Source organism: Cupriavidus sp. PB-02, from assembly GCF_058252315.1.
Window position 1 is genome coordinate 2,009,063 of sequence record NZ_CM177694.1, and the last position, 13,969, is coordinate 2,023,031.

Annotated in this window: 12 protein-coding genes and 1 riboswitch; of the genes, 9 read left to right on the forward strand and 3 right to left on the reverse strand. The window is 59.7% G+C overall.

Going from position 1 to position 13,969, the window contains the following annotated elements:
• The first annotated feature begins 10 nt into the window (after positions 1 to 10).
• From AC10V3_RS09630 to AC10V3_RS09650, 5 genes are all read left to right on the forward strand, one after another.
• A complete protein-coding gene (locus AC10V3_RS09630; RefSeq protein WP_022538147.1) occupies positions 11 to 1,090 on the forward strand; it encodes an aromatic ring-hydroxylating dioxygenase subunit alpha in 1,080 nt (359 codons plus the stop codon).
• Positions 1,075 to 2,070, forward strand: a complete 996-nt coding sequence (locus tag AC10V3_RS09635) for a hypothetical protein (RefSeq protein WP_022538148.1) — start codon at positions 1,075 to 1,077, stop codon at positions 2,068 to 2,070. Before AC10V3_RS09630 ends, AC10V3_RS09635 begins: the two co-directional genes overlap by 16 nt.
• 117 nt (positions 2,071 to 2,187) lie before the next feature.
• The gene (locus AC10V3_RS09640; RefSeq protein ID WP_022538149.1) at positions 2,188 to 3,294 is read left to right on the forward strand and encodes an S-(hydroxymethyl)glutathione dehydrogenase/class III alcohol dehydrogenase; all 1,107 of its coding nucleotides are present in this window, start codon (positions 2,188 to 2,190) and stop codon (positions 3,292 to 3,294) included.
• A 67-nt stretch (positions 3,295 to 3,361) separates the two neighbouring features.
• The gene (gene fghA / locus AC10V3_RS09645) at positions 3,362 to 4,207 is read left to right on the forward strand and encodes an S-formylglutathione hydrolase (RefSeq protein ID WP_022538150.1); all 846 of its coding nucleotides are present in this window, start codon (positions 3,362 to 3,364) and stop codon (positions 4,205 to 4,207) included.
• Between the two features lie 209 nt (positions 4,208 to 4,416).
• Positions 4,417 to 4,632: a hypothetical protein gene (locus AC10V3_RS09650; RefSeq protein ID WP_022538151.1), complete on the forward strand. Its 216-nt coding sequence runs from the start codon at positions 4,417 to 4,419 to the stop codon at positions 4,630 to 4,632.
• Between the two features lie 310 nt (positions 4,633 to 4,942).
• On the opposite strand, the gene AC10V3_RS09655 is transcribed toward AC10V3_RS09650, so the two are convergent.
• Complete coding sequence (locus tag AC10V3_RS09655) at positions 4,943 to 5,845, reverse strand: LysR family transcriptional regulator (RefSeq protein WP_022538152.1); 903 nt, start codon at positions 5,843 to 5,845, stop codon at positions 4,943 to 4,945.
• Between the two features lie 125 nt (positions 5,846 to 5,970).
• Here AC10V3_RS09655 and speB point away from each other — a divergent pair, with 125 nt between their 5' ends.
• From speB to AC10V3_RS09675, 4 genes are all read left to right on the forward strand, one after another.
• On the forward strand, positions 5,971 to 6,948 hold the full coding sequence (speB, locus tag AC10V3_RS09660; protein WP_022538153.1) for an agmatinase: 978 nt from the start codon (positions 5,971 to 5,973) through the stop codon (positions 6,946 to 6,948).
• A 176-nt stretch (positions 6,949 to 7,124) separates the two neighbouring features.
• Complete coding sequence (locus AC10V3_RS09665) at positions 7,125 to 8,201, forward strand: branched-chain amino acid ABC transporter substrate-binding protein (protein WP_490923674.1); 1,077 nt, start codon at positions 7,125 to 7,127, stop codon at positions 8,199 to 8,201.
• 254 nt (positions 8,202 to 8,455) lie between these two features.
• The gene (locus AC10V3_RS09670; protein WP_022538155.1) at positions 8,456 to 9,826 is read left to right on the forward strand and encodes an MFS transporter; all 1,371 of its coding nucleotides are present in this window, start codon (positions 8,456 to 8,458) and stop codon (positions 9,824 to 9,826) included.
• A 65-nt stretch (positions 9,827 to 9,891) separates the two neighbouring features.
• A riboswitch (glycine riboswitch) is annotated at positions 9,892 to 9,991 on the forward strand.
• Between the two features lie 149 nt (positions 9,992 to 10,140).
• Complete coding sequence (locus AC10V3_RS09675) at positions 10,141 to 11,394, forward strand: D-amino acid dehydrogenase (RefSeq protein ID WP_022538156.1); 1,254 nt, start codon at positions 10,141 to 10,143, stop codon at positions 11,392 to 11,394.
• 792 nt (positions 11,395 to 12,186) lie between these two features.
• Here the strand turns inward: AC10V3_RS09675 and AC10V3_RS09680 are convergent.
• Positions 12,187 to 12,483, reverse strand: a complete 297-nt coding sequence (locus AC10V3_RS09680) for a hypothetical protein (protein ID WP_490923575.1) — start codon at positions 12,481 to 12,483, stop codon at positions 12,187 to 12,189.
• Positions 12,483 to 13,802 carry a GNAT family N-acetyltransferase gene (locus AC10V3_RS09685; protein WP_490923577.1) on the reverse strand — a complete coding sequence of 440 codons (1,320 nt, stop codon included), beginning with the start codon at positions 13,800 to 13,802 and terminating at the stop codon, positions 12,483 to 12,485. The genes AC10V3_RS09680 and AC10V3_RS09685 overlap by 1 nt, the downstream gene beginning before the upstream one ends.
• Positions 13,803 to 13,969: the final 167 nt, after the last annotated feature.

A 13,969-nucleotide genomic window follows, 5' to 3' on the forward strand; every position in this document is an offset into this window, starting at 1 on the left:
AGGAGCCAACATGAAATGGATTAGAAATCGGTGGTACGCCGCTGCCCTGAGCAACGAGCTCGGCAGTACGATGATCTCGCGCCGATTGTTCGATGAAAACGTGGTGCTATTCCGCGATGCCGACGGCCACCCGGCCATGCTCAGCGATCGTTGCCCACACAAGGGCGCACCGCTTTCACGGGGAAAGCTATGCGCTGGCGTTATCAGCTGCCCATATCACGGCCTGCAGTTCGACGGCGACGGAAAGTGTGTCCACATCCCCAGCCAGAGCAATATCCCGCCAACCGCGCGGCTGAAGGCATACCCCTGCATCGAGCGCTACGGCATTGCCTGGTTCTGGCCTGGGGATCCGGACCTTGCAGACCCCGCCGTGCTATTGGACATCCCGAACTATGGCGCGCCAGGCTGGGATGCCTTTCATGGTCCTCACACCCTGTTCCCTGCCAGTATTGAAAATATTCTCGACAACCTTGTCGACCCTGCCCACACGACTTTCGTGCATCAAGGCACCATTGGCGGCGCAGATGCGAGCGAGGTGCCACTGACGGTCGAACAGCGCGATTCCCGGATTACTGTCGGTCGCTGGATCGAACAGTCAGAGCCGGTACCCGTCATGCAACGCTATGGAGGCTTCCAGGGCCGTGTGGACCGCTGGCAGTTCTACCACCTTTATGCGCCAAATATCTCGCTTGTCGACATGGGAGCCGTCGACGCCGGCGGCGCACGCGATGAAGACAGCCTGAACCGACAGTACCGCACGCTTTCTTATGCGGCGCTGACGCCAGAAGGCGACCACACCACGCACTATTTCTGGTTCGTCCTGCGCACCTTTGCCCTTGGCAACGAAGACGTAACAAAGGAGATGCGCCAGGCGTACATCATCACGTTCGACGAAGATCGCGCATTGCTTGGGGCGATTCAGGCGAATACTGGGGACATGCTCGGCAATCCCCTTCGACTTGCCATCGATAACGCATCGATCCGCTTGCGCCGACTCCTTGATCGGCTCCTGGAGCAAGACCAAAGCCCTGTTACCGATTCCCCTTCCAACAACATCGCGATTGTGGAGAATTCATGCGCGAACTCCTGATTGGCTGCAATGGCCGCAGCGCCCAGCACGCCCCTGGCAATGCACCATCGATTGACCAGCAGTTCCGCATGGTGAAGGCCGCCGGCGTGTTCGATTTCTTCGACCGGTTGCCTCAACCCGGACAGGAAGCAGAGTATCTACGTGCTTCGGATAAGCACGGCCTACCGATCCTTACCGGGCTTTGGACCTATACGGCCGGAAGAGATGAGGCATTGCTGCTGCAGAACCTGCGGCTCGCAAAAAGTGCAGGCAGTCACTGCCACAACATCATGCTGTACGATGCGCACGCTGACGGCCATTCGCTCAACGACGACGAAGTCGTTGCATTCTATTGCTTTGCATTTGAGGAAGCGGCCCGTCTGAATATCGAGATCACATTCGAAGTACACATCTACATGTGGTCCGAAGACTTCCGCAGGGTGCTTGCGGTCGCGCAGAAGGTTCGGGAGCGTGGCATGCAGTTCAATTTTCTGCTGGACCATAGCCACGTGCTGCTCAAGCTTGAATCCCCTGCGGAGCAGGATCGGTCCGGTGTCCGCCAGGATGTGGAGGCGGGCGAGCTCATCCTCGATCCGTTCGAGCCGGGCAATATTCTCGATGCCTGGATTGCGGAAAACATGACCCTATGGCATTCGGTCCGGCCTGTGGCGCCGAACGGGCCAGTGAACAAGTGGGCCAGTCACCCGGATGGACAGCCCGGTCGGGCGTGCCAGTACCCCTTTCTGAAGCCGCGTCCGGGCGAGTGGCATAGCGAATGGTTTGCTTACAAGCTTGAACCTTCGAAGGAGGTTGTACGCAAAGTGTTTGCGGCCCACTTCCGCAACGCTGACAGCCGCCTGCGCTATGTCACGACCGAGATCATCGATATGCCCGACTATGGCGAAGGCGCCAAGTATTCCTTGTTCGAGCATAGCGTAGCGCTGGCAGAGTGGTTGCGGGCCGAGATGGGCAACGCGAAGTCGGCATCCAAGTTGCTGTAGCAGCGGGCCACACCGCGGTGCCGCTTGCAATGATCGCGCATGCTGCATCGGTACTCCACAAGCGATCATGATCCGGGCGAAACTGCGCTCTGGACGCTAATCAGGAGATGAATTGGTATGAAGACGAAAGCTGCCGTCGCATGGAAAGCGGGCGAGGCATTGACGATCGAGACGGTCGAACTGGCCGGTCCACGCGAGGGCGAGGTGCTGGTGGAACTGAAGGCCACCGGCATCTGCCACACCGATTACTACACGCTGTCCGGGGCGGACCCGGAAGGCCTTTTCCCGGCCATTCTCGGGCATGAAGGCGCAGGCGTCGTCGCCGAGGTAGGGCGGGGCGTCACGGCGCTGAAGCCCGGCGATCACGTGATCCCGCTCTACACCCCGGAATGCCGGCAGTGCAAGTTCTGCCTGTCGCAGAAGACAAACCTGTGCCAGGCAATTCGTGCGACACAAGGCAAGGGTCTGATGCCTGATGGGACTTCGCGCTTCTCGCTCGACGGGCGGCCACTATTCCACTACATGGGAACGTCGACTTTCGCCAACCATATCGTGGTGCCGGAGATCGCGTTGGCCAAGATCCGTCCGGACGCCCCGTTCGACAAGGTCTGCTATATCGGCTGTGGCGTGACGACCGGTGTGGGCGCCGTGCTGTTCACGGCGAAAGTGGAAGCCGGAGCGAACGTGGTGGTGTTCGGCCTCGGTGGCATTGGCCTGAACGTGATACAGGCGGCGAAGATGGTCGGCGCCAACAAGATCATCGGCGTGGACCTCAATCCCGGGCGGGAAGCGATGGCACGCAAGTTCGGCATGACCGATTTCGTCAATCCGAAAGATGTTGGCAACGTGGTCGACCATATCATCCAGCTAACCGATGGCGGGGCGGATTACTCGTTCGAATGCATCGGCAATACGCAGGTCATGCGCCAGGCGCTCGAGTGCTGCCACAAAGGCTGGGGCAAATCGATCGTCATTGGCGTGGCCGAGGCAGGCGCCGAGATCTCTACCCGTCCGTTCCAACTGGTGACGGGGCGCGAGTGGAAGGGCTCGGCCTTCGGTGGCGCCCGCGGACGGACCGATGTACCCAAGATCGTCGACTGGTATATGGAGGGAAAGCTGAATATTGACGATCTGATCACCCACGCGCTGCCTCTAGAACGCATCAACGAGGGATTCGATCTCATGAAGCGCGGCGAGTCTATTCGCTCCGTCGTGTTGTACTGAACGTACTGGCTTGGCGGGCGGTGGTCTCCTGCGTCTCCCGTGGACCGCCCGTCTTTTTTATCGAGAAATGGAAACACTGACCAAACATCGCTGCCATGGCGGCAGCCAGGGTTACTACAGCCACCCCTCAGAGGTGATCGGCCTTCCCATGCGGCTGTCCGTCTACCTTCCTCCACAGGCCGAAACCAAGCGGGTGCCAGCTTTGATTTACCTGGCCGGGCTGACCTGCAATGAAGAAACCTTCATGATCAAGAGCGGAGCCCAGCGCCTGGCCGCAGAGTTGGGTCTTGCTTTGGTTGCCCCGGACACTAGTCCGCGCGGCGCGGGCGTCGAGGGAGAGGAATGCGATTGGGATCTGGGCACGGGGGCCAGCTTCTACCTGGATGCCACACAAGAACCTTGGTCGCGCCACTACCGAATGGCCAGCTACATCGTCGAAGAACTCCCCCGAGTGCTGGCAGCGCAGTTCCCGATTGATGTCGGCAGCGTTGGCCTGTTCGGGCATTCGATGGGAGGACATGGCGCGTTGACCCTGGGACTGAAGAATCCGAGAATCTTCCGATCCTTGTCCGCGTTCTCGCCCATCTGCGCGCCTGCGCTTGTGCCATGGGGGCAGAAGGCGTTCGCGGCTTACTTGGGTGAAGATGAGTCGGCATGGCGATTGCACGACGCTTGCGAACTTGTCCGAGCTCAACAGGTCCCGTATCCCGCCACGATCCTTGTGGATCAAGGACTTACGGACATCTTCCTTGAAGAACAGCTACGCCCAGAGCTATTGGAAGCCACGTGTGCTGCCACAGGTCAGCCACTGATAATGCGGCGGCACGCAGGATACGATCACGGCTACTACTTCGTCGCGACGTTCATTGCTGACCATCTGCATCATCATGCATGGGTGCTGGGACGTGGATGAAGCCGTCCGAGGGTCAGGCGATGCCCAGGAGGCAGTGTGATTGTGTGCCTGATATCCCAGAACTGGCTTAAGGGCTCCTCATTGCGCTACAGATGGTTTCTGTCTCGCTGCGAGAGGTTGTCGATTGATCCCCAGTTATACGCGATCTGGCAAAGCCAATGTACGGTGATATTCATGCGCCCAGGTACGCTTAAGGAGGCTCTGCACAATTGGCCGGCGGCAAGCACCTGCGCGATATGCTGCTGCGTCTGCACGGGATGGCGCATACAGTCATCAACGGCGCGGGGATGACTGTCGCAACCGACGAGGAAAGTCTGCCGGAATTGGCGTTCGACACGCTATCCGAAGTGCTGCGAATCGTCACGATGCTGCAAGGCTGGCTCCGTCAGATCGAGCCGTTGGAGCAGTTGACACCACGTAACTAATCGCATAAAGGCGGCGTTCTTTATTACTTTTGGTGCTAAGTGTCATTTCCGGCTTTATCCCGGCATGACCCCAACTTCGAAGCTGAACGCGTAGCGAAAGCCTTTTGCGTCTATTGCATTCGTCTCTCGTGCCGCGCTTCGCGCGACAACGCTCTCATGTCTGTGGCTTGCATGCAATCAACATGATGGCATCGCCAAAAAACTCAGGTTCATTCATACCGGATCAATAGTGGCAGTTCTAATCTGAGGCCCCTTCCGCCAGCGTACGGAGCCCGGCATTGATTATCGATGCGAGCCCGGACGTTACCCGTTACCTCTCCTTCTTCGCGGCCTCTGCAAGGTGATCGATCAGCGCCAGCACGGTCCGCGTTTCGCGCGCGCCCCGCCGCGTGATGATCTTGAAATCGAGATGCGTGGTGTAGCGCTCTGGCGCAAGGCGGCGCAACAGGCCGGGTGCCACCCACGCATCCGCATAGTGCGGCGGCAGAAAGCCAATGTAGTTCCCGGACAGGATCAGCATAGCGCGCCCTTCAACGTTATCCACCATCGCTGCAGCCTCCTGCATCCCGAGCAGGTCAAGCTCCTGCCGCCCGAGGTAGCCGCGCGTAGCTAGGTTGGCGCCGGCAACCTGCTCCGCCAGCCCCTTCTGACCAATATGGGAGAAAAGCGGATGCGGCGATGCGCAGTAAAGTCCTTGCTCCTCCCGATAGAGCACGCGGTAGTCCAGACCCGCTACCGGGTCTGGAAACGGCCCAACCGCCAAATGGAGGCTGCCATCCAGCACTCGCTGTTCGAGGCGGTTGGGCGAGTCGATCTCGATATGTAACTGCACCTTCGGCGCGGCCTGGCCGAAGCTGCGGATCGCGGCCAGTTGAGGAGCCCCACGGTCGGTAAGCGTGGCCTCTATCAGCCCAAGGCGAAGCACTCCGTGGAGTTCTTTGCGGATGGTCCCCGCTTCCATCTGGAAGGTATCCACTGCCGCGAGCAGTCGCTGGGCCGCAGCGTGCATTTGCAGGCCCTCCTCGGTCAGGCGAAACCCGCTGCGCCCGCGCTCGCACAAGCGCACGCCCAGTCGTGTCTCGAGTTGCGTCATATGCTCGCTGATGCTGGACGCGCCAATGCCCAGCAGCGATTGCGCCGCGGCAAAGCCACCGCATCCCACGATCGTTTCGAAGATTCTCAGTAGCTTGAGGTCCACATCGCGGAGTTTCACGTTCCCACCTTTAGTTCGGATTTTATCGAACTGAAGTTCTAAACATTCTGATTGTACCGGACCATGCCGTTGTCCAGAATGGACTCGTCCCCACCGCATCAACGAAGAAAGGATTGGTGAACGCGATGTCTGAAAATCAATATGAGAAGGGCCGGCTCGACCTCCCATTCGTCGGTATCTGCACGTTCGGCAAATCGCCGCTCTGCCTTGACTGGGACGCCATCGACGCCGACGTGGCCGTCATCGGTGCGCCGTTCGACTGTGGCACCCAATGGCGGGCCGGCGCGCGCTTTGGCCCGCGCTCGATCCGCGAGGCGTCCACGCTGTTCTCGTTCGGCCATAGTGGTGCCTATGACTTCGAGGACGACGTTGTGTACATGCCGGCCAGTGAGGTCAGGATGGTCGACATTGGCGACGCCGATATGGTGCATACCAATACCGAGAAAAGCCATGCCAACATTGAATACGGGGTGCGCAAGATCCTGAAGGCCGGCGCGCTGCCCGTGGTGCTAGGCGGGGACCATTCGATCAATATCCCCTGCATCGCGGCCTTCGAAGGTCAGGAGCCGTTCCACGTGGTCCATATCGACGCCCATCTGGACTTTGTCGACGAGCGGCATGGCGTGCGTCATGGTCACGGCAACCCCTTGCGCCGCGCTGCGGAGAAGAGCGTGGTCAGCGGCATGACCCAGATCGGTATCCGCAATGTGTCCTCTACCGCACGCGAGGGATATGCCCAGGCACGCGAGATGGGGTCGGACATCATCTCGGTGCGCCAGCTTCGCAAGCTCGGCATCCAGGGTGTGCTGGACCGCATCCCGAAGGGCGTACGCTATTACCTGACCATCGACATCGACGGGTTCGACGTCTCCATCGCGCCTGGCACGGGTACCCCGAGCCATGGCGGGCTGACTTACTACGAGGGTCTGGAATTGTTCGCTGGCCTGGCCGAGCAAGGCGAAGTGGTGGGGATGGACCTGGTAGAAGTCGCTCCCGACTATGACCATACGGGATCCACCGCCATCCTCGCCGCGCAGCTTTTGCTCAACACGATCGGCCGGGTGATGCACCAGCGCAAGCTCAAGCGCGCCGCTGCACGCTGAGCGCGAAACGGGCCGCGTCGTCATCAAGCATGCCGTCGTCTTTACATGGCCACGCAGCGCGCCATTCACCGGCGTCGCGCGAGTTGGCAAAAAGGGGAGCCGCAATGTTTCGTCAATTTCGTTTCTACGTGGGCCTGGCCGCCGCCGTGCTGGCGTGCCCGTTGCCGTCCTTCGTCATGGCTGCGGAGCAGCAAGTCGTCAAGGTCGGCCTGACCGGCCCACTGTCCGGCCCGCAAGCCGCCATCGGCAAGGACAATGAAAACGGCCTGCGCATGGCCATCGATCAACTGAATGCGCAAGGCCTTGTCGTCAACGGCAAAGCCGTGCGCTTTAGCCTGGTCTCCGAGGACGACGCTGCGGATCCGCGCACCGGCATGTCGGTTGCCCAGCGCCTGGTGGACGGGAACGTGAAGGTGGTGTTCGGGCCGTTTAACTCGGGCGTCGCCATCCCGATCTCCCGCCTGCTGGACCAGGCCGGGGTAGTGATGGCAACGGTTGCTTCGAACCCGGCAGTCACCCAGGCCGGGCACACTTATGTCTTCCGAATTTCGGCCAATGACAGCCAGCTTGGCAAGCGCATGGGCGAGTTTGCTTCGGTCAAACTGCGCGCCAAGCGTTTCGCGGTCATCGACGACCGGACCGCTTACGGCCAGGGTGTGGCGGACGAGTTCGTCAAGGCAGCCAGGGCGCAAGGCATCGAGATCGTCGCCCGCGAATACACCTCGGACAAGGCCGTAGACTTCGTCCCGATTCTGACCCGAATACGCGGCATGAAGGTGGACGGCATCTTCTATGGTGGCTACTACTCGCAGGCCGGACCCCTGCGCAGCCAGATGAAGCGGCTCGCCATGGCCGACGCCTATCTGCTCGGTGGCGATGCGATGTGCAATATCGAACTGGCCAGGCTGGGGGGCGATGCCGTGGACGAGCACGTGTACTGCCCGCAGGGCGGTCCCGTGCTCGAGAACACCGGCCCGGGGCGCCAGTTCAAGAGCGACTACAGGAAGCGCTACAACACGGATCCGCTCACTTACAGCGCGTCTATCTATGACGGCCTCAGGTTGGTAGCCCAGGCGATGAAAGCAGCCAACTCGGTCGAGCCGGCGCAGTACCGCGCAGCGCTGGCGGGTATCGATATGCAGGGCGTGGCCGGCCGATACCGCTTCGACCCCAACCGCGACCTGCGGGATTCGCCGATCACCATCTACACCTACCGCAACAGCGCCCTGGTGCCATTGCCGCAGGACAGGTAGCGCCAGTTGGCTAGCCTGCCTCGCCGGCAGGCGCGACATAGCCGTGGCATCGGGATTTCGTTTTCTTGTCGAAGGATCGGCGATCCGCTGTATCGCTGCGCCTTCTTACCCTGCATTAGGAGTTCAACACCCCGTATTACCCGCAGAGCAGATCCACAAGACACACCACAAGACTGGTCGCCGGTTGCATGCGGCAAAAGCCCATGCCTGGATAGACATAGCGCGATCAGGACAAAATAATTCGGAGACAGAGTATGAGCAACACGAAATCCTTGCGCGGCACGGAACTGCTGCCAAGCGGCAATCGCCCGGGACACCCAGCGAGCCAGGCCCGCAGCAGCGCCGTGGAAGCCGACACCAGGCAGGTACTGCGCCGCGCTACCGCAGCGGGCTTTATCGGCACCTTCATCGAGTGGTTCGACTACGCCGCCTACGGCTTTCTTGCGACCGTCATTGCGGTAGTGTTCTTTCCCAAGAGCGACCCGACCACCAGCCTGATGGCGACCTATGCCGTATTCGCGCTGTCCTTCGTCGTGCGTCCGATCGGAGGGGTGATCTGGGGGCATTTCGGCGACAAGTTCGGCCGGCGCAATACGTTGTCGCTGTCGATCATGATCATGTCCTGCTCGACCTTCCTGATCGCTTTCCTGCCGACTTATGGGCAGGTGGGCCTGTGGGCGCCGGTACTGCTGCTTGTCATTCGGCTGGTCCAGGGCTTCTCGGCTTCAGGCGAATACGCCGGCGCCTCGGCGTTTCTTGCCGAATATGCACCGAACCGCAAGCGCGGGCTCTACACCAGTGTCATTCCCGCCGCGGAAGCCGCCGGCCTGCTGTTCGCATCGCTGTTCGTCGCCGGGCTGCATACGGTGCTGACCTCCGGACAGTTGCTCGAATGGGGCTGGCGCGTGCCGTTCCTGTTGGCCGCCCCTTTTGGGCTGGTTGGCCGTTACATCCGGCTTCAACTTGAAGATACGCCGAAGTTCGTCGCGATGGAGCAAGCCAATCATGCACCGCAGGCGCCGCTGCGCGAGTTGCTCACCTCGCATCGCCGCACCATGCTGATCGGCTTCGGCGTGACCTGCCTGAACGCCGTCGGCTTTTACTTGCTGCTCAGCTATATGCCTGTGTACCTGTCAAAGGAACTCGGCATGAGTGACTCGGTTTCCTTCCTGGTGTCTACCGTATCGCTGGCTAGCTATGTGGTGATGATTTTCGTGATGGGCTTTCTTTCCGACCGGTTCGGGCGGAAGACGATGCTGGTTTCCGCCTGCATCCTGTTTGCGCTCTTCACGGTGCCGCTGTTCCATTCGCTGTCGAGCGCCAGCATCGTCGGCATCTTGCTGATTCAGGTGGCACTGGGTGCCTTCCTCACCATCAACGACGGCACGCTGCCGTGCTTCCTGTCGGAGAGTTTTCCGACCCGTGTGCGATATAGCGGCTTTGCACTGTGTTTTAACAGCGCGAACGCCTTGTTCGGCGGCACCGCCCCCCTGGTTGCGACCTGGCTGATCAGCGCCACGGGCAATAAGCTCGCGCCAGCCTGGTACCTGGTCGGGGCCGCGGTGGTGTCGCTGATTGCCATCCTGGCCAGCCGTACGCCCTCGGGCGGTGCGTTGCCGGACTGAGCAAGCAAGGGGCGCAGCTTGACGCATAAGCTGTGATCCCGGGCAGCCCGGCCGCTAAGCGGCTACAAGACGACGCAGGAGAGACCGGGGATGGTGCGTGCCATCCCCGGCGCCGACGGAGCAACCGCCCCGGAAACTCTCAGGCAAAAGGACTGTGGCGTCGATTCAAGAATCTGGAGAGTGGCGTTGCAAGCAATGCCCACCGAAGGGGACGGCACCGGTCACCGGCCGATGCCAAAACTCTCAGGTACCGGGACAGATGGGGTAGGAAGCCGAGGATTCGGCCATCGCTTTCCCTGACAGAGGACCCTGCCATGTCTCAAATTGTGATTATAGGCGCCGGCATTACCGGCGTCACCACTGCCTACACGCTGTCGAAACTCGGATACGAGGTGACAGTCGTCGACCGCCATCTTTATCCTGCCATGGAGACATCGCTCGCCAATGGCGGCCAGCTCTCCGCGTGCAACGCGGAAGTCTGGAACAGCGCGGGAACGATACTCAAAGGGCTGAAGTGGATGCTGAAGCGCAACGCGCCGCTGCTGGTGAACCCGAAGCCGTCGTGGCACAAATACTCATGGATGGGCGAGTTTGTGTCGAACATCGCCCATTATCGGGAGAACACCATCGAAACGACGAAGTTGGCCATTGCCGCCCGCCAGCATCTCTTTGCCATGGCCGAGCAGGAGAATATCCAGTTCGATCTGGAGCGGCGCGGCATCCTGCACTTCTATCATGACAAGGCCGCTTTCGAGGCTGCGGGCAGGACGAACGCGCTACTCGTGGCAGGGGGACTGGAACGCTTTACAGTGTCACCGCAGGAGATCAAGGAAATCGAACCAACGTTGCAGGGCGAATACTTCGGCGGATACTTCACGCCATCCGATTCGACCGGGGATATCCATAAGTTCACGCGCGGCTTGGCGCTCGCTTGCGAGCGGCGCGGCGTGCGCTTCCTGCAGGGCATGGACGTGCGAACCATCGACCTATCCGCCAGCGTCGTGCGTATCGGCCTGCAGGCGTTGGACAGCGCGACGTCGCCATCGGCAAACGCTAGCGCGGCGTACGAGATCGCCGGCGACGCACTGGTGGTTTGTGCGGGCGTGGGCAGCCGACATATAGCCGGCATGCTCGGCGACAGGATCAACGTCTATCCGGTCAAGGGGTACTCCATTACGGTGCACCTGGACGATGCAGACAGCGTGGCGAACGCGCCGTGGGTCAGCCTGCTCGACGAAAGCGCAAAGATCGTGACGAGCCGACTCGGCAACGACAGGTTCCGCGTGGCAGGTACCGCCGAATTCAATGGACAAAACCGTGACATCCGAGCCGATCGCATCGAGCCTCTCGTGTCATGGACGCGTCGCAACTTCCGAATCAATACCTCCCGCGTAGTCCCCTGGGCGGGGCTTCGCCCGATGATGCCGGACATGATGCCGCGCGTATCAAAAGGCAGGGCGCCAAGGGTGTTCTACAACACCGGCCATGGCCATCTTGGATGGACGTTGTCTGCTGCAACAGCGGCAACGATCGGCACGACTATCGCCGAGAGCTATCCCGTTGGGTAGGAGGCAGTCGGACAGCAAGACAAGTGACGCCCGCGTTCGTAGGCCCTCTGAATATGGTGCAGACCTGGCGAACGGGAGCGAGAACGTACTAAGTAGGGGGGGCAAGGCAGGTATCTCGTTCCGGGTAGGAGCGAGCTTCGCATGTCGGCGCCGGGGATTCATCTACTGCGCGTGCGTCGACTGGCGGCCCCTTGCTGGGGACCGGACAATGCTGCAACTCCCTATCGTCCTGTCGCCAGAGATGCCCGCCGCGGCCAATGTCCCCAAAGGCCGACAATGCGCCCGACATGATGCGTGCACGAAGGCGCGTTACTTGGGCGGAGCGGACGTTCGAATGTCCGCGTGAAGTAGTGGGCGAGCGTCGGTAAATGCCCTTCTCGGCCGTCAGCCCACAGGAAAGCCGCATCTCGCTGACCTTGCGCCAGTTCTAGAAGCCGTTGGCTGGTGCCGGGAGCAAGAGCTTCCTTTGAGAAGGCGGCACGGCGTTTCGATAGAAGCGGGGACTGCTGCTCCTCGCTGCGGCCGCACAATAGTGAGCCCGCAAGGGCGGCAGTGCGTCCCATAACGGTTTGCCACGCGCGGCCTTTCCTAGCGAACGTGCTCCCCGTCGCGGCTAATGGCGATGGACTAGACGGTGCTGGCTAGCTCGGCTGGCCACGGCTACGCACAGACGCCAGAACCTCCTTGAGGTGGTTTCTTTCTTCCTCCTCCTCACGTTCCTTTGCTCCGTCAGAGTTGTTCCATGCGCCAGGACTTTCAGAATCGAAGAACACTAGGCGGTCAACGCTACCTTCAAACAACTCGACAGCTCGCCTGATAGTGTCGGCATTCTTTTTGCGTACAGAGACGGCCAGCGCCCGTGGCTTTTGTAGCAGAACTTGATGATCGTGCTTCCCGTTTCTGCTGCCAATTCTTGTCGGTCACTAGTCCTTTAATGACAATCTTTTGTAACTGGGCTTGATAATCGTCGCTGGCGGTAAATCCGAGGGAGTGGGCTTCGGCGCGCATAAGCGATTGCGAAGCTGGAAACCCCAAACGGATGAGGACGATGGCATCGGAAGGAATTTGCTCATTAAGTTTGCTCAACATCAGCCGCGCGCAGTCAGTTGCAGCAGGGATCGTTCCTCGATGGCCACCATCGCAATGATGGTTTTCTGGTCAATCGTGTGGCGCCAGGTCAAGTAGCCGACAATGCCGTCGTCACTTCGTGCAACGTGGCGCCGGCTCGTCTGCCGGGAGCTGTCTACCGTTGCCCATTCCGCCAATTGTTGTGACGGGGGGACGTTCCATTTAGACAGCATGGCCCTGATGTCTGTGTCGTCAGCGGGCTGGGCTTCGTTAAATACTAAGACCCGATCAGGTTTGGTTCCAAATGCTGTGATTTCGACGGGGTGTGGCTCTTGAAGAGTGAACGCCGATGGGGATAGAACATCAATTCCATATTTGTCTCGAAGATCGGCTGCGGCGTCCAAGATGGTTGCATCACTCGTTACCAGGCCCTCCAGCCCATGGGAGATCGCGGTTGCCAGATGCTTTAGATCCGACCTGTCGTTAGGAGTCAGTGCGTTGCGTTGGCTTCTTTCGCGAAATACGAGTGCTTCAAGTTCCGTGATGAGCTGTTTGGAGCCATCATCAAGTACTTGGTATGCTGGCAAGATCGATGCAAAGTCTTGCATAGGGTCGGTCTTTCCGGGAGGGCAAGACCTTGCCAGTTCGTTGCGAATTTCGGAGCTGATCGCTAGGCTACATACTTGCATTCGCTCCGCGCGAAGCAGGTTGACGACATCGTTGCGTCGCTGTCTTCGAGGTCCCAGATCGAACAAGACGTTCATATCCAGGAGATAAGTAGGCTTGCCAGTTCCTGCAGCGAAATTGAGACCAAGTGGATTCATTGAACTGATCCCGCTCACACCGAAGAGTTGTGGTGAGGCTAGTTCATGGTTCCGTACCACGATCATGCGCCGCCGCTTACCGCGGCCTCCTCCGGGCTCAATGCGCTGAACATGGAAATTCTGTGCTTCCCAAAACAGATTCGATTCGGACAAATCTTCCGCCACACGCGCTTCAATCGAGACGTACTGGAGATCTGTCAGATGGCGTTTGAGTCTTTCAACAAGTCTTTCACCTAACCCCAATCCGCGGAAGTCTGGGGCGACAAAAACCTGGAGTATCTTTGCCCTTGGCTGTCGAAGGTCAAGGAGTATGTGTCCCGCGTACTGACGCTCGTCGCCGTTCTCGTTTGCCGCAACAAAGAGGTTTCCTTTGGTCGCGTACTCTAGATAGACTGAACTTGGGAAAAAACCGAGCGCATCTTTGGCTGAATCGGCCGCGCTTCTAACACTCTCAACGAATGGAACGACATCCTGTCGTTGAGTCAGTATCGATACACCCTTCTGCAAGTGGTCCATGACCCTTGTGGTGTTTGAGTTGTCGCCGCGTGGAGTGTACCGGCACTAGCGATCACAATTACCAAAGCAAGGAACAGTTCCTCGATCGAGCCGTTGGTGTGAGGAACCGGAGTTCGTCGGACTGCGTTTTCCCAAAAATCAATGACTTAACAGTTAATTCCGTCGCC